At 56.9% G+C, this 18,969-nt stretch carries 19 protein-coding genes; 5 read left to right on the top strand and 14 right to left on the bottom strand.

Translation table 11 applies throughout. From position 1 onward, the window contains the following. Positions 1 to 16: 16 nt before the first annotated feature. From AB4O08_RS12600 to mnmG, 9 genes are all read right to left on the bottom strand, one after another. Positions 17 to 553 carry a F0F1 ATP synthase subunit delta gene (locus AB4O08_RS12600; protein WP_010207689.1) on the bottom strand — a complete coding sequence of 179 codons (537 nt, stop codon included), beginning with the start codon at positions 551 to 553 and terminating at the stop codon, positions 17 to 19. Between the two features lie 12 nt (positions 554 to 565). Further along, positions 566 to 1,036, bottom strand: a complete 471-nt coding sequence (locus tag AB4O08_RS12595; RefSeq protein WP_008439543.1) for a F0F1 ATP synthase subunit B — start codon at positions 1,034 to 1,036, stop codon at positions 566 to 568. Between the two features lie 56 nt (positions 1,037 to 1,092). After that, on the bottom strand, positions 1,093 to 1,350 hold the full coding sequence (gene atpE / locus AB4O08_RS12590) for a F0F1 ATP synthase subunit C (RefSeq protein ID WP_002555987.1): 258 nt from the start codon (positions 1,348 to 1,350) through the stop codon (positions 1,093 to 1,095). 133 nt (positions 1,351 to 1,483) lie between these two features. Further along, positions 1,484 to 2,353 carry a F0F1 ATP synthase subunit A gene (gene atpB, locus AB4O08_RS12585; protein ID WP_010207690.1) on the bottom strand — a complete coding sequence of 290 codons (870 nt, stop codon included), beginning with the start codon at positions 2,351 to 2,353 and terminating at the stop codon, positions 1,484 to 1,486. A 16-nt stretch (positions 2,354 to 2,369) separates the two neighbouring features. After that, positions 2,370 to 2,777, bottom strand: coding sequence for a F0F1 ATP synthase subunit I (locus AB4O08_RS12580; RefSeq protein ID WP_460114162.1), 408 nt, complete (start codon positions 2,775 to 2,777; stop codon positions 2,370 to 2,372). 160 nt (positions 2,778 to 2,937) lie between these two features. Next, on the bottom strand, positions 2,938 to 3,810 hold the full coding sequence (locus tag AB4O08_RS12575) for a ParB/RepB/Spo0J family partition protein (protein ID WP_010207694.1): 873 nt from the start codon (positions 3,808 to 3,810) through the stop codon (positions 2,938 to 2,940). Between the two features lie 9 nt (positions 3,811 to 3,819). Next, on the bottom strand, positions 3,820 to 4,617 hold the full coding sequence (locus tag AB4O08_RS12570; RefSeq protein ID WP_010207696.1) for a ParA family protein: 798 nt from the start codon (positions 4,615 to 4,617) through the stop codon (positions 3,820 to 3,822). A gap of 18 nt (positions 4,618 to 4,635) precedes the next feature. Next, the gene (gene rsmG / locus AB4O08_RS12565; protein ID WP_038454092.1) at positions 4,636 to 5,280 is read right to left on the bottom strand and encodes a 16S rRNA (guanine(527)-N(7))-methyltransferase RsmG; all 645 of its coding nucleotides are present in this window, start codon (positions 5,278 to 5,280) and stop codon (positions 4,636 to 4,638) included. Next, positions 5,277 to 7,169 carry a tRNA uridine-5-carboxymethylaminomethyl(34) synthesis enzyme MnmG gene (gene mnmG, locus AB4O08_RS12560; RefSeq protein ID WP_010207706.1) on the bottom strand — a complete coding sequence of 631 codons (1,893 nt, stop codon included), beginning with the start codon at positions 7,167 to 7,169 and terminating at the stop codon, positions 5,277 to 5,279. Before mnmG ends, rsmG begins: the two co-directional genes overlap by 4 nt. A gap of 566 nt (positions 7,170 to 7,735) precedes the next feature. On the opposite strand from mnmG, the gene AB4O08_RS12555 reads away from it, so the two are divergent. The 3 genes from AB4O08_RS12555 to AB4O08_RS12545 all read left to right on the top strand — a co-directional run bounded on the left by AB4O08_RS12555 (position 7,736) and on the right by AB4O08_RS12545 (position 11,716). Beyond that, entirely contained in the window at positions 7,736 to 8,242 is a 507-nt protein-coding gene (locus tag AB4O08_RS12555) for a sigma-70 family RNA polymerase sigma factor (protein ID WP_034110486.1), read from the top strand. Beyond that, positions 8,242 to 9,186: a FecR domain-containing protein gene (locus AB4O08_RS12550; RefSeq protein WP_431480272.1), complete on the top strand. Its 945-nt coding sequence runs from the start codon at positions 8,242 to 8,244 to the stop codon at positions 9,184 to 9,186. The genes AB4O08_RS12555 and AB4O08_RS12550 overlap by 1 nt, the downstream gene beginning before the upstream one ends. A gap of 91 nt (positions 9,187 to 9,277) precedes the next feature. After that, positions 9,278 to 11,716 carry a TonB-dependent siderophore receptor gene (locus AB4O08_RS12545; protein WP_236266759.1) on the top strand — a complete coding sequence of 813 codons (2,439 nt, stop codon included), beginning with the start codon at positions 9,278 to 9,280 and terminating at the stop codon, positions 11,714 to 11,716. A 70-nt stretch (positions 11,717 to 11,786) separates the two neighbouring features. On the opposite strand, the gene mnmE is transcribed toward AB4O08_RS12545, so the two are convergent. The 5 genes from mnmE to rpmH form a co-directional block, all read right to left on the bottom strand. Next, entirely contained in the window at positions 11,787 to 13,157 is a 1,371-nt protein-coding gene (gene mnmE, locus AB4O08_RS12540; protein ID WP_042571104.1) for a tRNA uridine-5-carboxymethylaminomethyl(34) synthesis GTPase MnmE, read from the bottom strand. A 79-nt stretch (positions 13,158 to 13,236) separates the two neighbouring features. Continuing rightward, positions 13,237 to 14,919: a membrane protein insertase YidC gene (yidC, locus tag AB4O08_RS12535; protein ID WP_021491434.1), complete on the bottom strand. Its 1,683-nt coding sequence runs from the start codon at positions 14,917 to 14,919 to the stop codon at positions 13,237 to 13,239. Positions 14,920 to 14,921: 2 nt separating this feature from the next. Further along, on the bottom strand, positions 14,922 to 15,167 hold the full coding sequence (gene yidD / locus AB4O08_RS12530) for a membrane protein insertion efficiency factor YidD (RefSeq protein ID WP_010207715.1): 246 nt from the start codon (positions 15,165 to 15,167) through the stop codon (positions 14,922 to 14,924). Next, complete coding sequence (gene rnpA / locus AB4O08_RS12525; protein WP_029529038.1) at positions 15,160 to 15,564, bottom strand: ribonuclease P protein component; 405 nt, start codon at positions 15,562 to 15,564, stop codon at positions 15,160 to 15,162. Before rnpA ends, yidD begins: the two co-directional genes overlap by 8 nt. A gap of 16 nt (positions 15,565 to 15,580) precedes the next feature. After that, positions 15,581 to 15,715 (bottom strand): 50S ribosomal protein L34, encoded by a 135-nt coding sequence (gene rpmH / locus AB4O08_RS12520; RefSeq protein ID WP_003213577.1) that lies wholly within the window; start codon positions 15,713 to 15,715, stop codon positions 15,581 to 15,583. Between the two features lie 585 nt (positions 15,716 to 16,300). On the opposite strand from rpmH, the gene dnaA reads away from it, so the two are divergent. Then, positions 16,301 to 17,818, top strand: coding sequence for a chromosomal replication initiator protein DnaA (dnaA, locus tag AB4O08_RS12515; RefSeq protein ID WP_010207718.1), 1,518 nt, complete (start codon positions 16,301 to 16,303; stop codon positions 17,816 to 17,818). A 38-nt stretch (positions 17,819 to 17,856) separates the two neighbouring features. Then, on the top strand, positions 17,857 to 18,960 hold the full coding sequence (gene dnaN / locus AB4O08_RS12510) for a DNA polymerase III subunit beta (protein ID WP_010207719.1): 1,104 nt from the start codon (positions 17,857 to 17,859) through the stop codon (positions 18,958 to 18,960). The last annotated feature ends 9 nt before the right edge of the window (positions 18,961 to 18,969 follow it).

Below are 18,969 nucleotides of genomic sequence, written 5' to 3'. Positions count from 1 at the left end.
TGCTGCCCCTTCAAACTCAAGATTTCAATGCTTCGGCAAGATTCGCGAGTTTGCCGCGAATCGAGCCATCGATAACCAGGTCGCCGGCGCGAATGACAATGCCCCCAATGAGGGACTTGTCTTCCGCAACTTGCAGGCGCACTTCCCGGTCGAGTCGTGCACTGAGAACCTTGGCGAGTTTGTCTTGCTGTTCTTGGTTCAATGCAAAAGCACTGGTCACTTCAACGTCTACCGACTTCTCTTGCTCGGCCTTGTACAGGTCGAACAGAGCGGCAATCTCCGGCAGAAGCAGGAGACGGTCGTTTTCGGCAACGACGTGGATGAAGTTCTGCACTTTCACATCAAACTTGTCGCCGCACACTTCAATAAAAGTGGCGGCCTTGTCTGCGCTCGTCAGTCGCGGGGCCTTGAGCACGCGCTGCATTGTGTCGTCTTGCGACACTGCTGCAGCCAGGCCGAGCATGGCTGACCAAGAGGCCAGCTGCTGGTGGGCCTGGGCGTGCTCGAAGGCTGCCTTAGCGTAAGGTCGGGCCAACGTGGTCAATTCTGCCATGATCGCCCTCGCTTAAATTTCAGCAGCCAGTTTGTTTACCAGCTCCGCGTGCGCGTTTTGATCGATTGTGGCACCCAGGATCTTCTCAGCACCGCCGACGGCCAGAGCACCCAGTTGGGCACGCAGCGCATCTTTGACACCGTTCAGTTCCTGCTCGATCTCGGCCTGAGCCTGAACCTTCACACGGTCAGCGTCGATACGGGCTTTTTCAACAGCCTCTTCAACAATCTGGTTACCGCGTTTCTTGGCTTGCTCAATGATTTCGGCTGCTTGAGCTTTCGCTTCGCGCAGTTGTTGACCCGCTTTATCTTGGGCCAACTCCAGGTCGCGAGCTGCTCGTGCTGCAGCGTCCAGCCCATCCGCGATCTTCTTCTGACGTTCGTGCAGAGCTGCGATGACCGGAGGCCATACGAACTTCATGCAGAAAACGACAAAAATCAAGAACGCTAAGGACTGACCAATAATGGTTGCATTAATGTTCACGCCAATACCTCGCTCATTCGTTGCACAACACACCAATCACTCGAAAAAACGAGTGATTAACCGGCGAGTTGACCAACGAAAGGGTTCGCGAAGGTGAAGAACAGAGCGATACCAACACCGATCATGGTCACGGCGTCGAGCAGGCCGGCGACGATGAACATTTTAACTTGCAGCATTGGAACCATTTCTGGCTGACGCGCTGCGCCTTCCAGGAACTTGCCGCCCAGCAGGCCGAAACCAATGGCAGTACCCAGGGCGCCCAGGCCGATCAACAGTGCAACAGCGATAGCGGTTAGACCAACTACAGTTTCCATCTTTCCTCCCGACTTTTACGTCGTATGGTTTAGGTTTTTTAGATTTTAAAGCGGTAAAACAAATCGTTTCATAGCCCTGGTGGGCCACCTTCCCGTTTGACCGGGAAGGACATCAGACTAGTCGAGACTGGTCTTAATGGTTCTCTTCGTGCGCCATCGACAGGTAGACGATGGTCAGCATCATGAAGATGAAGGCCTGCAGGGTGATGATCAGGATGTGGAACACAGCCCACGCCCACTGCAGAACAATGCCCAGGCCGCTAAGCCAGAGCAGGCCGCTGCCGAACATCACAGCGATCAGAATGAACACCAACTCGCCGGCATACATGTTGCCGAACAGTCGCAGGGCCAGGGAAATCGGCTTGGCGACCAGGGTCACGAATTCCAGCAGGAAGTTCACCGGGATCAGCAGGGCTTGAACGAAAATGTTCTTGCTGCCGAACGGGTGCAGGGTCAGTTCGCCAATAAAACCGCCGATGCCCTTGATCTTGATGCTGTAGAAAATGATCAACGCGAATACCGACAGGGCCATGCCCAGGGTAGCGTTAGGGTCAGTGGTCGATACGGCACGGAATGGAATGTGTGGGTCGCCGCTGATCGCCATGGCCAACTGAGGAATCCAGTCAACCGGGATCAGGTCGACGGCGTTCATCAGGAACACCCAGACGAAGATGGTCAGTGCCAGCGGTGCGATCACCGGGCTACGGCCATGGAAGCTGTCTTTCACGCTGCCATCGACGAATTCGACCAGTACTTCAACGAAGTTCTGCAAAGCACCTGGCTGACCGGAAGTCGCCTTCTTTGCCGCCATGCGGAAAATGAAGACGAAAATCAGACCCAATGCGACCGACCAGCCCAGAGTATCCAGGTGGAAAGCCCAGAAGCCCATTTCTTTGGCCTCTGCTGCGGAGTGGGCAAAGCCCCAGCCGCCATTAGGAAGCTGACCGAAGGTCAGGTTCTGCAAGTGGTGCTGGATATAGCCCGAAGCGGTTGTTTCTGCCATGGTTGCCTCAAACGCCCTAAGGTTTCGAAAGTCTTGTTTTCATTAGCAGGGGAGCGAACCAGCTGACCAGTTGGGTCAACACGAAGACGCCGAATACAGCCAGCGGCGCCAATGGCTTCACACCTGCAAAGGTCAGTGCAAACAGCACTGCCGTCAAAATCAGTTTCCCCGCCTCGCCGGCATAAAATGACCGGACGATAGCCTGGGCTGCTCGGGCGCCGGAAAACCGAAAGGCCCTGTGAGCAAAATACATATTGGGCAGCAAGGCTATCAGGCCCCCGCAGAGTCCTGAATATCCGGCAACGACTCCATGCCCGTACCAAAGCGCCAATGCGGCGATCAGCAAAATGACAAATTGAGCCAATAAAACCGGAAAAACGGCCAAGCGACGGAACGGCAACGTGTTTGGCGTGCGGTTTTCCATCACTCTTGCTCCTCAATGGTCGGCTGCCGGATATCAATAACTTGGCATAATTTGTGCCGACAAAATGCGCGCAGAGTATAGGGGCGGTTCTGCCCCTATTCAACTGTCGGGTAGTGATTTCCGATCACGCGCTACATGAGCAAATGTTTCAGTGAATGTTTCAACGGATGTGGGCAAGGACGCCTTGAAGCTCGTCGAGGGAGTTATATCCGATGACCAATTGCCCTTTGCCTTTCTTACCGTGGCGAATTTGCACCGCAGAGCCCAGGCGCTCGGCCAGGCGCTGCTCGAGACGAGCGATATCCGGATCAGGTTTAACCGTTTCGACCGGTGCAGGTTTACCGCTGAGCCACTGGCGAACCAGCGCCTCGGTCTGGCGAACGGTGAGCCCTCGTGCGACAACGTGTCGCGCCCCTTCAACCTGTTGATTTTCCGGTAAACCGAGCAAAGCACGGGCGTGACCCATCTCCAGGTCGCCGTGGGACAACATGGTCTTGATGACTTCCGGCAACGCGATCAGGCGCAACAAGTTGGACACGGTCACGCGGGATTTACCCACCGCCTCGGCCACTTGTTGCTGGGTCAGCTGGAACTCTTGCTGCAAACGCTGCAGAGCGATCGCTTCTTCGATCGGGTTGAGGTCTTCGCGCTGGATGTTCTCGATCAGCGCCATGGCGATGGCGGTTTCATCCGGCACATCGCGCACCATCGCCGGAATGGTTTCCTTGCCAGCCTGCTGGCTCGCACGCCAGCGGCGCTCGCCGGCGATGATTTCAAAGCGGCCGCCACCAATCGGGCGCACCACGATCGGCTGCATCACACCCTGGGCCTTGATCGAATTGGCCAGTTCTTCCAGTGCCTGGGGGTCCATGTCGCGGCGCGGCTGATATTTGCCGCGCTGGATCAGGTCCAACGGCAGGTGTTGCAGCTCGCGCTCGTCGGCCTGCACCGCTTGTTCTTCAAGCGATGTGACGGTCGGACCACTCAACAGTGCATCCAGTCCACGTCCGAGACCTCGTTTCTTGACGGCCATGGGGATTCCTTAAGTTGGCTGGGCTGCAGCGGTGCGTGAGTTGCGGCGTTGGCGACGAACCATCTCGCCGGCCAGCGCCAGGTAGGCAATGGCGCCACGGGATTGCTTGTCGTAGGCCAGGGCCGGCATGCCGTAGCTCGGGGCTTCGGCCAAACGGATGTTGCGCGGGATCACCGTGTCGTACAACTGATCACCGAAGTGTTCCTTGAGTTGCGCCGACACATCGTTCATCAGGCTCAGGCGTGGGTCGAACATGGTCCGCAACAGGCCTTCGATCTGCAAGTTCGGGTTGAGCAACTCGGCGATGCGCTTGATGTTATCCACAAGGTCGCTCAGACCTTCCAGCGCGTAGTACTCGCACTGCATGGGGATAATCACACCATCGGCGGCCACCAACGCGTTCAAGGTCAGCATCGACAGTGACGGCGGGCAGTCGATCAAAATGTAGTCGTAATTCTCACGGATTGGCGCCAAGGCGCTGCGCAGACGGCTTTCTTTCATCTGCATTTCCAGCAGCACCACTTCCGCCGCGGTCAAATCGCGGTTGGCCGGCAGCAGTTGATAACCACCGTGTTCGGAATAGTGCATGGCCTGGGCCAGGTCGCACTCGCCAATCAGCAAGTCGTAGACCGAGTTTTCCAGGCCGTGTTTATCCACACCGCTACCCATGGTGGCGTTGCCCTGTGGATCGAGATCGATCAACAGCACCCGGCGCTTGGTCGCGACCAGGGATGCTGCGAGGTTGATGCAGGTGGTGGTTTTGCCCACGCCACCTTTCTGGTTCGCTATCGCGAATACCTTAGCCATTCTTGCTTGTGTTCCCAATCATGCCGTGCGGCGCAGTATCAGCAGATGGCGTTGGCCTTGGCAACCGGGTACAGCCAAGGCGTGTTCGCTATCGAGGTGGAAGTCTGCCGGCAATGCTAACAGCTCATCGCTTGGATGGACGCCCTTCATTGCCAGCCAGCGGGTGTCGCGGTCGCCAAGATGGCGAGTCCAGTTGCTGAAGTTCTCCATGCTGCTGAATGCCCTGGAAACAATTCCGGTGAAAGGCTGTTCAGGCGTGAAGGCTTCGACACGACTGTGGATAACCTGCAGGTTATCCAGCTTGAGTTCGAGTTTGACCTGAGTCAGGAAGCGGGTTTTCTTGCCGTTGCTGTCCAGGCAGGTCACTTGGGAGCCGGGAAACAGGATGGCCAACGGAATGCCAGGCATGCCGCCGCCACTGCCAACGTCCAACCAACGGCCGTTTTCGATGAATGGCATCACGCTCAAGCTGTCGAGCAAGTGACGGGACACCATTTCGTCGGGATCACGCACCGCTGTCAGGTTGTAAGCCTTGTTCCATTTGATCAACAGGGCCAGATAGCCCAGTAGCAATTCATGCTGGGCCGGGGTCAGGTCGACGCCCAACTGGCGTGCACCTGTGGATAACTCTTCGGCGTGTTGCGAGGTGACCAACGAACTCAAGCGCTTTGCTCCAACTGACGGCCCGCGCCGCGTTTTTTCAAATGAATCATCAGCAGCGATATCGCCGCCGGGGTGACGCCTGGGATACGTGAAGCCTGCCCCAGGGTTTCCGGCCGAGTTATCCCCAGCTTGCTTTGGATTTCTTTCGACAGCCCGGAAATCCCGGTGTAATCGATGTCCGCAGGCAGCTTGGTGTCTTCACTGGCGCGCAGGCGAGCGATCTCGTCCTGTTGGCGGTCAATGTAACCGGCGTATTTGGTCTTGATTTCGACCTGCTCGGCGACCTGTGGATCTTCTGCGCCCTGGCCGGTCACTTCGACCAGACCAGCGTAGTCGATTTCCGGACGTGACAGCAGGTTGAGCAAGTTGTACTCGTGGGTCAGCGGCGTGCCGAATTTTTCAGCGATCGCATCGCCTTGTTCAGTCCCCGGGCGAACCCAGGTGCTTTTCAGGCGCTGCTCTTCCAATGCAATGCTTTCACGTTTTTTGCAGAAGGCTTCCCAACGCACATCATCGACCAGCCCAAGTTCACGACCTTTTTCGGTCAGGCGCAGGTCGGCGTTGTCTTCGCGCAGGATCAAACGGTATTCCGCCCGGGAAGTGAACATCCGGTACGGTTCCTGGGTGCCCAGGGTAATCAGGTCATCGACCAATACACCGATGTACGCTTCGTCGCGACGCGGGCACCAGCTGTCTTTGCCTTGCGCACGCAGCGCAGCGTTGGTTCCGGCCAGCAAACCTTGGGCGCCGGCTTCTTCGTAACCGGTGGTGCCGTTGATTTGCCCGGCGAAGAACAGACCGCCAATGACTTTGGTTTCCAGGCTGTACTTCAGGTCGCGGGGGTCGAAGTAGTCGTATTCGATGGCGTAGCCCGGACGCACGATGTGCGCGTTTTCCATGCCGCGGATCGACTGCACGATCTGGATCTGCACGTCGAACGGCAAGGACGTGGATATTCCGTTCGGGTACAGCTCGTGAGTGGTCAAGCCTTCGGGCTCGATGAAGACCTGGTGGCTTTCCTTGTCGGCAAAGCGGTGGATCTTGTCTTCGATCGACGGGCAATAACGCGGGCCGATGCCTTCGATTACCCCGGAATACATCGGCGAACGGTCGAGGTTCGCGGCAATGATCTCGTGGGTGCGGGCATTGGTGTGGGTAATCCAGCAACTCACCTGTTTCGGGTGCTGCGCTTTGGACCCCATGAACGACATGACCGGGATCGGCGTATCGCCGGCCTGTTCGGTCATCACCGAGAAATCCACGGAACGCCCATCGATTCGCGGCGGGGTCCCGGTTTTCAGGCGGCCGACACGCAGTGGCAATTCACGCAGGCGTTTTGCCAGGGCAATCGACGGCGGGTCACCGGCGCGACCGCCGGAATAGTTCTGCATACCAATGTGGATAAGTCCGCCGAGGAACGTACCGGTGGTCAACACCACGGATTCTGCGAAGAACCGCAGGCCCATTTGGGTGACAACACCGCGTACCTGGTCTTGTTCGACGATCAGGTCATCCGCTGCTTGTTGAAATATCCACAGGTTCGGCTGGTTTTCCAGGGTTTCGCGCACGGCAGCCTTGTACAGGATGCGGTCTGCTTGAGCACGGGTAGCACGTACGGCCGGGCCTTTGCGACTGTTGAGCACACGAAATTGAATACCACCCTTATCGGTAGCCATGGCCATCACGCCGCCAAGGGCATCGATTTCCTTGACCAGGTGACTTTTGCCGATCCCACCGATGGCAGGGTTGCAACTCATTGCTCCGAGGGTTTCCACGTTGTGCGTCAACAACAGGGTTTTTACGCCCATGCGTGCTGACGCCAGTGCTGCCTCGGTACCGGCATGACCGCCGCCGATGACGATCACTTCAAAACGGGAAGGGAAATCCACCACGCACCTCGTGCCTGCTTATGTAGGTAATCAGGAATTGTCTGTTGAAAGAGTTTTAGAGCTTTGGCGGCAAGTATAGGGACTTAGCCCTTCCTAAAGAACCCTTTGCACAAAATTTAACCAGCTGTGGATGAATCACAGACAATAGAAATTAAAAGAGAGAAATTTATTAAATCTTTGTTTTTATGTTTATTTATACTGAGCAACCTTTCTGTGGATAGATCTCTACAGGCCCCTATTTCCTTCGTGTACAGAGACTCAAAAGTCTGTGGTCATGTGCCAATGAGGCCCTTGGATAAGTGCTTTAAGCCTGTGGATTAAAGCGATGGTTATCCACAGAGGGGTTTTTACTCAGGTTTCAGGGCCTGTTATCAACTGGGCACAGAGGCGGTTATTCACAGGGCTTAATCCACATAAATCGCCACACCCCTGGGTATTTCGTCCACGACGAAGCCATCCGAAATCTCCCACCCGGTAGTAAGCACAGCCAAAAAAGAGATCTATTGTGAGAAAACAGCGGGGCAGTTAATAATAGCGATTATCATTAACCCACTTTGTCATGCCCTATGTCCCCTTCTTCACACACGGCTGCGGTCCAGAACATCTACGAGCAGCACCATTCCTGGTTGCATGGGTGGCTCAAAGGCAAGTTGCATAACGCCTGCGATGCGGCCGACGTGGCGCACGATACGTTCGTGCGTATCTTGGGTGGGCGACATGCGGCGCAGATCCTTGAACCACGTGACTACCTGGCGACCATCGCCAGGGGCCTGGTGATTGATCGTTACCGTCGGCATGCCATCGAGCAGGCCTACAAGCAAACCTTGGCCGAACGGCCTGACGCCACGGCCATCAGTGAAGAAGACAAAGCCATCATCATCGAGACACTGGTGGCCGTGGATAAAGCCTTGGCCGGGCTCGGCGAGCGAGCTCGGCGGATCTTCATGCTGTCGCAGATCGAGGGCCTGACTTATCAACAGATCGCGGATGAACTGCAGGTGTCATTGACCACGGTGAAGAAGCACATGATCCGTGCATTGACTGAATGCTCACTGATCATGGCCAGCCTGTAATGGCGAACCCCGATCGCAAGACCTTTGAGGCCGCTGCCACTTGGTATGTACAGTTTCAATCCCAAGTGCCTACCGCTGCCGAACGCTTGGCCTGGCAACAATGGCTCAACGGCGATCCGTCCCATCAGGCCGCGTGGAACCAGATGGAACAACTGCAGCGCAGCCTTGGCGCACTGCCGCAGGACTTCACCCGCCGCGCATTGTCGACCTCCCAGCAACGTCGCCAGGTACTGAAGTGGATGCTGGTGCTCGGCGGTACTGGGTACCTCGGCTGGAATCTCCAGCAGCACACGCCCCTGGGCAATGTGTGGGCTGACTACCGTACGTCTGTGGGGGAACGCCGGCGCATCGAACTGGCCGATGGCACGCGGATTGATCTTAATACCCGCACAGCGATTGACGTGGTGTTCGACGGGCGCCAGCGATTGGTGCGCCTGCGCGAAGGTGAAGTACTTATCCACACTGGGAAATTGGGTGGGCAGACACCGTTTTATGTCGAGACCCGCCAAGGCCGAGTCCAAGCGTTGGGCACCACGTTCACTGTGCGCCAGTTGCCAGACGCCACGCGCGTCGGCGTCCTGGAGGATCGGGTGAGCGTGTCGCCAGGGGACCAACCTAACCACGCACGACTGCTTGGGGCCGGGGAAAGCGCTGACTTTGATCGCCAAAACGTGGGACTGGACCGTGTGTATAGCGGGTCACAGGCGGCCTGGGTTGATGGCCAACTGATCGTCTTGGACGCTCGCCTCGGAGATGTGATCGAAGACCTCGCCCGCTACCGTACGGGTGTCCTGCAATGCGACTTGGCTTCGGCACGTCTACGTGTTTCCGGGACCTTCCGCCTGGATTCTACCGACGCAGTACTGGCCAACCTGCAGGCAACCCTGCCGATCCAGGTGAAGTACTTCACTCGTTATTGGGTTTCGGTGAAACGAATCGGTTGATCGCAAAAAAAATCGCACAAGGGGTTATCTTTTTTTTACCTGGAACGGCCCTACAGGTAATCACGACGCCACCTTCAGGGCTTATCCACCTATGCGCCTTCCTCCCAAGCTCCGCCAGCGACTTTCCTACCACGGTATGACCTGCAGCCTCCTGCTCGGCACGGCAGCCACCGCTGGGGTTGTGCTCTCTACTGATGCCATGGCCGCCAGCGCGGTGCAGCATTACATCATTGCCGCGGGTCCCCTGGACAATGCCTTGAGCCAGTTTGCCGCCAGGGCGAATGTGATCTTGTCGTTCTCGCCCCAGCAAACTGCGCGTTTGAACACGACTGGGCTGGAAGGTGACTATTCGGTGGAGCAAGGCTTTGCCCTGTTGTTGCAGAACACGGGGTTGCAAGCCGTCACCCAGGCGCCTGGCAGTTATGTCCTGCAGGCTATTCCCGCAGGGCAACTCACGCTCGCGCCTACCACCGTCAGCACTTATCAACAGGCGGGTTTCAATCAAGAGATTGCCGGGGATGTGGGCTACAAGGCGCAAAATAGCCGTATTGGTACCAAGACCAGCACACCTCTGTCGGAAACACCGCGTTCGGTATCGGTCGTGACCGGCCAGCGCATCAAGGACCAGAAGTCGCAGACCCTGACCGAAGTATTGGGTTACGTGCCAGGTATCTTCGCGCCACCTTTTGCTGCCGGCGATGGTCTGGCGGGTGATTTATTCTTCATTCGCGGTTTCAATGCCACGGATTACGGCTACGGTCTGCTGCGAGATGGCCTGCGCGTACAAGGCAATCGGTACGACACCACCAGTGAGCCCTATGGCCTGGAACGGGTCGAAATCTTCCGTGGCCCCTCTTCCCTGCTCTACGGCGAAAACGCGCCCGGTGGTTTGGTGAATCTGGTGAGCAAACACCCTACTGCGACGCCGCAAGGTGAAGTGCAGCTGGGTTATGGCTCGAATAATCGCCGTCAATTGGGTGTGGATATCTCGGGGCCGCTCAACGACAGCGACAACATTCTTGGTCGCGTTGTAATGCTCGGGCGTAAGTCCGACACGCAGACTGACCATGTGCCCGATGATCGCCTGTATATCGCCCCCTCACTGACCCTGAATTTCGACGATTACAACACCCTCACGCTGTTGGCCAATTACCAGAAGGACCACACCAACCTCGAACTTGGCCTACCGGCCGCTGGCACCTTGCTTACAAATCCCAATGGCAAGCTGTCCAAGCACACCATGCTCGGCGATCCGGATTGGAATACGTTCGAACGTGAAGCCTGGAGCACCGGCTACGAATTCAGCCATAGCTTCAACGATGATTGGCAGTTCCGTCAGAACTCGCGCTATATGCAGTCGCGCATCAACCGCCATGAGACCTGGCCCAGCACGCTGAACAACCGCGGTTTCGGTACTCAACTGAACATGACCGCCTACGACCGCTATAACAAGTCGATGGTCTATTCCCTGGATAACCAGTTGGAAGGCAAATTCCAGGTCGGTGCCCTGGAAAATACAGTGCTGTTCGGTGCCAGTTACGACCGCACCTCTTTCAACCAGGATTGGGACGCAGGCTTCGCCGGCACCATCAATGTGTATAACCCCGTGTACCTGCGCGATCCGCTTACCCCAGTGGCCGTGCAAAACACCTTGCTCGAACAGCAAATGAAGGGCGTTTATGCACAGGTCCAAAGCAAGTATGACCATTGGTTGTTCCTGCTGGGTGGCCGTCAGGATTGGGTCGACAGCGATTTCCGCGACAAGGTCAACAAAGCCAGCAACACCCGCTCGGAAGACCGCAAGTTCACTTACCAAGGCGGGGTGATGTACCAGTTCGACAATGGCCTCACGCCGTATGTCAGCTACTCCACCGCATTCGTGCCTGTGCAGCAGATCTCCAACGCGGGTTCACCGTTAAAGCCGATTACCAGCAGCCAGTACGAAGTGGGTGTGAAATACGAACCGATCGGCTGGGATACGGCGATGACCCTGTCGGTGTATGACTTGCGCAAGGAAGACGACACCTACCTGGACGCCACCACCAACAGCTACCGCCAGGTGGGCGAGAGCCGCGCCAAAGGTGCGGAAGTCGAGGTGAACAGCAACATCACACCCAACCTGAATGTGACAGCGGCCTACACCTACACTGACGCTCGGATTACCAAGGACTCGGCGACATCGCTGGTCGAGGGCCGCCAAATGACGGGGGTTCCACGCAACCAGGCCTCAGTGTGGGGCAAATACCGTTTCCTCGATGGTCAGCTCAAAGGCTTGTCCCTGGGCGGCGGCGTGCGGTATTTCGACAGCACGTTCTCCTACACGGCACCAACGCTTTACGGGAAGCTGGACGCAGGAAGCGTCACCCTGGTGGACGCAGCCGTTGGTTATCAGATCGACAAACACTGGTCTGTGGACGTGAACGCCAAGAACCTGTTCGACAAGGAATATGTATCTGGTTGCAACGATGCGGGCCGCTGCTATTGGGGCGACAGCCGTACGCTGCTTGGGACGGTTTCGTACAACTGGTGATGGATAACGGCCTGAAGAATCCAGATGTTCTTCAGGCCGCCAGTGCCCACAGAGACTGTGGATAACTTGGCTATTTGCCGATGCAAAAGCTGGAAAAGATCCGCCCTAACAAATCATCGGAGCTGAATGCACCGGTGATTTCACCCAACAGCTGCTGTGCCTGACGCAGATCCTCAGCCAGCAGCTCCCCTGCCCCCGCCAGCGTCAGCTGGGCCCGGCCGTGCTCCAACGCCGCGCTCGCATGGCGCAACGCCTCCAGGTGCCTGCGGCGCGCGCTGAAGCTGCTTTCCGAGGTTTGCTCGTAGCCCATGCAGGCCTTGAGGTGCTCGCGCAGCAATTCCAGGCCTTCTCCCGCCGCCTTGGCGCTGAGGCTGATGGTGACATGGCCATCCGCGCTGGTTTCCATCGCAATGGCTTCGCCCGTCAGGTCGGCTTTGTTGCGAATCAAGGTGACTTTCGCCGGGTCCGGACGTTGCTCGAGGAATTCCGGCCACAATGCAAAAGGATCCATCGCTTCGGGCGCCGTGGCATCGACCACCAGCAGCACCCTGTCCGCTTCGCCGATGGCTTTGAGCGCGCGTTCCACCCCGATCTTTTCCACCTGGTCTTCGGTATCGCGCAAGCCGGCGGTATCGACCACGTGCAGTGGCATGCCGTCGATGTGGATATGTTCACGCAGGATATCCCGAGTGGTGCCGGCAATCTCGGTAACGATAGCGGCTTCACGCCCCGCCAGCGCATTGAGCAAGCTGGATTTGCCGGCGTTAGGTCGCCCAGCGATCACCACCGTCATGCCGTCACGTAGCAGTGCGCCCTGCCCAGCTTCGCGCAGCACTGTGGATAACTCTTCGCGCACTTTATCCAGCATGGCCAACACGTGGCCATCGGCGAGAAAGTCAATTTCCTCCTCCGGGAAATCAATCGCTGCCTCGACGTAGATGCGCAGGCTGATCAACTGCTCGGTCAAGTTATGCACACGCAGGGAAAAAGCGCCCTGCAGCGAGCGCAGTGCATTGCGTGCCGCCTGTGCCGAACTGGCTTCGATCAAATCAGCGATGGCTTCGGCCTGGGCCAGGTCGAGTTTGTCGTTCAGGAAGGCGCGCTCACTGAATTCCCCTGGACGCGCCAAGCGGCAGCCCAATTGCAGGCAGCGCTGCAACAACATATCCAGTACAACCGGGCCGCCGTGCCCCTGTAATTCCAGGACATCTTCGCCTGTGAATGAGTTCGGCCCCGGGAAATAGATAGCCAGGCCTTCATCCAGCACACTGTCGTCAGCATCCAGGAACTGGCCGTAATGGGCGTAGCGCGGCTTCAGCTCACGGCCACTGATGGCCTTGGCTGCCACACTCGCAAGCGGTCCAGAGATACGAACGATACCGACACCGCCGCGACCCTGAGCGGTAGCGACAGCAGCGATGGTTTCACGGGGAGCGCTCATCAGCAGGTTCCAGAATTAAAGTGACGGAAAGCAAAACGCCCCACTAGGGGGCGTCTTGAGTGGTTATCCACAGAGTAAATTACGCAGAGGCTTTCGCGGTAGCCGCTTCGATTTTACGTGTGATGTACCACTGTTGAGAGATCGACAACACGTTGTTGACCACCCAGTACAGCACCAGACCAGCAGGGAACCACAGGAAGAAGAAGGTGAAGATGATTGGCATCATTTTCATTACCTTGGCCTGCATCGGATCCGGCGGAGTCGGGTTCAGACGCTGCTGGATAAACATGGTCGCGCCCATGATGATCGGCAGGATAAAGAACGGGTCTTTGATCGACAGGTCAGTTATCCACAGCATGAACGGTGCCTGACGCATTTCCACGCTTTCCAGCAGTACCCAGTACAGCGACAGGAATACCGGCATCTGCACCAGAATCGGCAAGCATCCACCCAGCGGGTTGATCTTCTCTTTCTTGTACAGCTCCATCATGGCCTGCGACATTTTCTGCCGGTCGTCGCCATGTTGTTCTTTCAGCGCCGCCAGTTTCGGAGCCACGGCACGCATGCGCGCCATCGACTTGTAGCTGGCTGCCGACAGAGGGAAGAAGATCCCCTTGATCAGCATGGTGAGGAAGATGATCGAGAAGCCCCAGTTACCCACAATGCTGTGGATATGTTGCAGCAACCAGAAAATCGGCTGAGCAATGAACCACAGGAAGCCGTAATCCACAGTCAGTTCCAGACCTGGGGACAACTCTTTCAGTACGGCCTGGCTTTTCGGACCGGCGTACAGAGTGGCACTGGTTTCAGCCTTGGCACCTGGCGCGACGGTCAACGCCGGGCCAGTAAAACCAATGATGTAGTTACCTTGGCTGTCCTTGCGGGTTTGAACCAGGTTGGCTTCACCTTTGCTCGGGATCCAGGCAGTCACGAAGTAGTGTTGCAGCCAAGCTACCCAACCACCTTGGACAGTTTCTTTCAGCGAGCCCTTGTCGATATCTTTCATCGACACTTTTTTGTACGGCTCGCTACTTGTCCACAGGGCGGCGCCCAGGTAAGTCGCGGTGCCGGTGGCAGTGCTGGAAGAAGGATCGGAGCTGGCATCACGCTTGAGCTGGGCAAACAGGTTGCCGCTCCATGGCTTGTCGCTTTCGTTGTCGATCAGGTAAGTGACCTTCAAGTCGTACAGACCACGGGTAAAGCTGAAGCGCTTGATGTAGTTGACGCCGTCGAGGCTGAATTTCAGGTCGACGTTCAACTGGTTCTGGCCATCAGCCAGTTGATAAGTCTTCTGTTCGGTCGAATAAACCGGACGACCGGTAGCACGAGCATCCGGACCGTTGGTGCCGGTCAGGCCGCTTTGCGCCAGATAAGTACGTTCACCACCGTTATCGAACAGTTGGAACGGAACATCCGGATGGTCTTGGCGACGTGGATACAGCGGCAGTTTCAACTGCGCGATATCACCACCTTGTGGGTCGATAGCCAGGTCGAGCACATCCGTTTTGACGTGGATGAGGTCTTTATTGGTGACCACTGGCGTCTCTAAAGGGGCGCTTGTCTCGCCATTCGCGCTGGGAACATCGGCACTCGCGGACGCATTGTTACCCAGCGGGGTGTCCGGAATAGCCGGCGCAGCCTGATTGGTAGCAACATTCTGAGTCGGCAGGGCAGCTTGGCCGTAGTCCTGGTTCCACTTAAGAACCATGACGTAGGACACGATTGCCAGGGCGACGATCAGGATCGTGCGTTTAATATCCATGATTACTCGGCCATCGAAGAAGAACGGGAGGTAGGGATAGGCGGAACCGGGTCATAACCACCGGGATTCCACGGATGACAGCGACCTAAACGACGAAAGGTCAGCCAGCCACCGCGCAGAAGACCATGATTTTCTATGGCCTCTAACGCGTAGCAGGAACAACTGGGGTAGAAACGACAGTGGCTGGCCATCAGAGGACTAATGGCATAGCGATAAAACTGGATCGGAACGAGGGCCAGTTTACGCATCAGTGCTGTCTACCCCTACAGTTTCGGCGTTGGCCGCTGGAGCTGGTTTGTTGGTACGCGCCAGACGTTTCCAGAGCTTGCCGAAATGCTGAATCAATTCGGGGTTTTCTACATCACCCAAGCCTTTGCGCGCGACGATAACAATATCCCAACCAACCAGAGTGTCCTGGTGGAGGCGAAACGATTCGCGCATCAGACGCTTGAGGCGATTGCGCTCAACGGAGAGCTTTACGCTCTTCTTGCCGATCACCAACCCGAGACGGGGGTGATCAAGATCGTTGTTACGCGCAAGGAGCAGGAGATTTTTCCCCGGAACCTTGCCGGTGGGGGAGTCAAAGACTGCCTTGAAATGCCGGGGGGTTAGCAGACGCTTTTCCCGACTGAAGTCCTGACTCACCACCAGTACCGGATTATCAAACTGCCAGACGCGCACGACCTTTGGCGCGGCGACGCGACAGGACAGCACGGCCGTTCTTGGTGGCCATGCGAGCACGGAAGCCGTGGGTACGGGCGCGTTTGATGGTGCTTGGTTGGAAAGTACGTTTCATGGCGTTGTTACCTGGTTCGTCCACAACGGGCCGGAATGGCCCCCGTTTTAAGAGACCGGCGATTCTAGAGAAAGCAAGCCTCTAGGTCAATTTCCAACCAGCTTTTCCTTTAATTAGATATCTACCGGTCATTTACCTTTTTCTGTCCGCTTGGCTTTCTTGGCTCGTGGCATAGATATAAAAATAAAGAAGGAAGTTATTTAAAGCTTTTCTGTAAAGCTTATAAAAGCTAGGCAGGCAATCATCTGTGGATAACTGCATTGAGGCCTTGTTCCACCTGATGTACAGAGAATGACAACACGGGGGAGAAACGGTGCTCTGCCTGTGCTGCGCTGTCGGATAAGCTGTGTGTGGAATGGCGAGTTATCCACAGGCCAGTTACCCACAGACTTTTGACCCCACTTGTACAACGACCTCAAGGGCGCTTATCCACAGAGCTTATGCACAGACCATTGGTCGCCTTTATTGCTGTTAAGACGTTGATTTTGGCTGGCCTGTGATCAACCTACATGTGGATAAGTGGGCGGCTCGCCGCTACAATGGCGGCTGTTTTTGCCTCACCGGCTTTCAACTTAGGGGATATCCGTGTCAGTGGAACTTTGGCAGCAGTGCGTGGAGCTTTTGCGCGAAGAGCTGCCTGCCCAGCAATTCAACACCTGGATCCGTCCGCTACAGGTCGAAGCCGAAGGCGACGAGTTGCGTGTCTACGCGCCCAATCGGTTTGTTCTTGACTGGGTCAACGAGAAGTACCTGAGCCGCGTTCTCGAATTGCTCGATGAACATGGCAACGGCCTCGCGCCCGTGCTCTCCTTATTAATAGGCAGCAAACGTAGCTCGGCGCCTCGTGCTGCGCCGAATGCGCCTCTGGCGGCGGCTGCGTCGCAAGCCCAGGCGGCAGCGGCACCGGCTGTCAGTGCGCCGTCTCCTGCTCCTGCGCCCTCCAAGTCGTCTGCGCAAAAAAATGCACCAGAGAATGAAGAGCCGTCCCGCGACAGCTTTGATCCGATGGCAGGCGCGGCCTCCCAGCAAGCTCCGGTACGCGCCGAACAGCGCACCGTGCAGGTCGAAGGCGCGCTCAAGCACACCAGCTACCTGAACCGCACCTTTACCTTTGAGAACTTCGTCGAAGGTAAATCCAACCAGCTGGCCCGTGCTGCCGCCTGGCAGGTAGCCGATAACCCCAAGCATGGTTACAACCCACTCTTCCTTTATGGTGGCGTTGGCTTGGGTAAGACCCACTTGATGCACGCTGTGGGTAACCACCTATTAAAGAAGAATCCGAATGCCAAGGTCGTGTACCTGCATTCGGAGCGCTTCGTGGCTGACATGGTCAAGGCGTTGCAGCTCAACGCAATCAACGAGTTCAAGCGGTTCTACCGCTCGGTTGATGCGTTGCTGATCGACGACATTCAATTTTTTGCCCGCAAAGAGCGCTCCCAGGAAGAGTTCTTCCACACCTTCAACGCCCTGCTCGAAGGTGGCCAGCAGGTCATCTTGACCAGTGACCGTTATCCAAAAGAAATCGAAGGCCTGGAAGAACGCTTGAAATCGCGCTTCGGCTGGGGCTTGACCGTTGCGGTAGAGCCGCCGGAGCTGGAAACCCGCGTCGCGATCCTGATGAAAAAAGCCGACCAGGCCAAGGTCGACCTGCCCCACGATGCGGCGTTCTTCATCGCTCAACGCATTCGCTCCAACGTGCGTGAGCTGGAAGGTGCACTCAAGCGGGTCATCGCTCACTCTCACTTCATGGGCCGCGATATCACCATCGAGCTGATTCGCGAATCCCTGAAGGACTTGCTGGCACTGCAGGACAAACTGGTGAGTGTGGATAACATCCAGCGCACCGTGGCCGAGTACTACAAGATCAAGATTTCCGACCTGCTGTCCAAGCGCCGCTCGCGCTCGGTGGCACGCCCCCGTCAGGTGGCCATGGCCCTCTCCAAGGAGTTGACCAACCACAGCCTGCCGGAAATCGGTGATGTGTTTGGCGGACGCGACCACACCACGGTCTTGCACGCGTGCCGCAAGATCAATGAACTTAAGGAATCCGACGCGGATATTCGCGAGGACTACAAGAACCTGCTGCGTACACTGACAACGTGATGACACCAGCGCAGCTTATTAAGGCAAGGGACTAGACCATGCATTTCACCATTCAACGCGAAGCCCTGTTGAAACCCCTGCAACTGGTCGCAGGCGTCGTCGAGCGCCGACAGACCTTGCCGGTGCTTTCCAACGTATTGCTGGTAGTCGAAGGCCAGCAATTGTCCTTGACCGGTACTGACCTGGAAGTCGAGCTGGTGGGTCGTGTGCAGCTGGAAGAGCCCGCCGAACCGGGCGAGATCACCGTACCCGCGCGCAAGCTGATGGACATCTGCAAAAGCCTGCCTAACGACGCGCTGATCGACATCAAGGTTGATGAGGCGAAGTTGGTGGTCAAGGCGGGTCGCAGCCGCTTCACCCTGTCCACCCTGCCGGCCAATGATTTCCCGACAGTGGAAGAAGGCCCAGGCTCGCTGACCTGCAGCCTGGAGCAGAGCAAGCTGCGTCGTTTGATCGAGCGCACAAGCTTCGCCATGGCTCAGCAAGACGTGCGTTACTACCTCAACGGCATGCTGCTGGAAGTCTCGGAAGGCATCATTCGCGCCGTGGCAACCGACGGTCACCGTCTGGCTATGTGCTCTATGCGCGCCGATATCGGTCAGCCGGACCGTCACCAGGTGATCGTGCCGCGCAAAGGTATTCTTGAGCTGGCGCGCCTGCTTACCGAGCCGGAAGGCAACGTCAGCATTGTGTTGGGTCAACACCACATTCGCGCGACCACCGGCGAGTTCACCTTCACCTCCAAGCTGGTTGATGGCAAGTTCCCGGATTACGAGCGTGTGCTGCCCAAAGGTGGCGACAAGTTGGTGCTGGGGGATCGTCAAGCGCTGCGTGAAGCGTTCAGCCGTACCGCGATTCTGTCCAACGAGAAGTACCGGGGTATCCGTCTGCAACTGGCCAACGGTCAGCTGAAAATCCAGGCGAACAACCCGGAGCAGGAAGAAGCGGAAGAAGAAGTGGGCGTCGACTACAACGGCGGTTCCCTGGAAATCGGCTTCAACGTGAGCTACCTGCTGGACGTACTGGGTGTGATGACCACCGAACAGGTTCGCCTGATTCTGTCGGACTCCAACAGCAGCGCGCTGGTACAGGAATCCGACAATGACGACTCGGCGTATGTTGTCATGCCGATGCGCCTGTAATCATGCTCA

This window comes from Pseudomonas sp. H3_E07, assembly GCF_054668895.1.
Note: the sequence above shows the minus strand (reverse complement) of the source record. Positions and strands in the feature narration are given on the sequence as shown.

Bases quoted from the DNA above. Each gene is read 5' to 3' on its own strand.
- AB4O08_RS12600 (WP_010207689.1), bottom strand. From the start codon at position 553: ATGGCAGAATTGACCACGTTGGCCCGACCTTACGCTAAGGCAGCCTTC.
- atpE (WP_002555987.1), bottom strand. From the start codon at position 1,350: ATGGAAACTGTAGTTGGTCTAACCGCTATCGCTGTTGCACTGTTGATC.
- atpB (WP_010207690.1), bottom strand. From the start codon at position 2,353: ATGGCAGAAACAACCGCTTCGGGCTATATCCAGCACCACTTGCAGAAC.
- AB4O08_RS12580 (WP_460114162.1), bottom strand. From the start codon at position 2,777: ATGGAAAACCGCACGCCAAACACGTTGCCGTTCCGTCGCTTGGCCGTT.
- AB4O08_RS12575 (WP_010207694.1), bottom strand. From the start codon at position 3,810: ATGGCCGTCAAGAAACGAGGTCTCGGACGTGGACTGGATGCACTGTTG.
- AB4O08_RS12570 (WP_010207696.1), bottom strand. From the start codon at position 4,617: ATGGCTAAGGTATTCGCGATAGCGAACCAGAAAGGTGGCGTGGGCAAA.
- AB4O08_RS12555 (WP_034110486.1), top strand. From the start codon at position 7,736: ATGTCCCCTTCTTCACACACGGCTGCGGTCCAGAACATCTACGAGCAG.
- AB4O08_RS12550 (WP_431480272.1), top strand. From the start codon at position 8,242: ATGGCGAACCCCGATCGCAAGACCTTTGAGGCCGCTGCCACTTGGTAT.
- AB4O08_RS12545 (WP_236266759.1), top strand. From the start codon at position 9,278: ATGCGCCTTCCTCCCAAGCTCCGCCAGCGACTTTCCTACCACGGTATG.
- mnmE (WP_042571104.1), bottom strand. From the start codon at position 13,157: ATGAGCGCTCCCCGTGAAACCATCGCTGCTGTCGCTACCGCTCAGGGT.
- yidC (WP_021491434.1), bottom strand. From the start codon at position 14,919: ATGGATATTAAACGCACGATCCTGATCGTCGCCCTGGCAATCGTGTCC.
- yidD (WP_010207715.1), bottom strand. From the start codon at position 15,167: ATGCGTAAACTGGCCCTCGTTCCGATCCAGTTTTATCGCTATGCCATT.
- rpmH (WP_003213577.1), bottom strand. From the start codon at position 15,715: ATGAAACGTACTTTCCAACCAAGCACCATCAAACGCGCCCGTACCCAC.
- dnaN (WP_010207719.1), top strand. From the start codon at position 17,857: ATGCATTTCACCATTCAACGCGAAGCCCTGTTGAAACCCCTGCAACTG.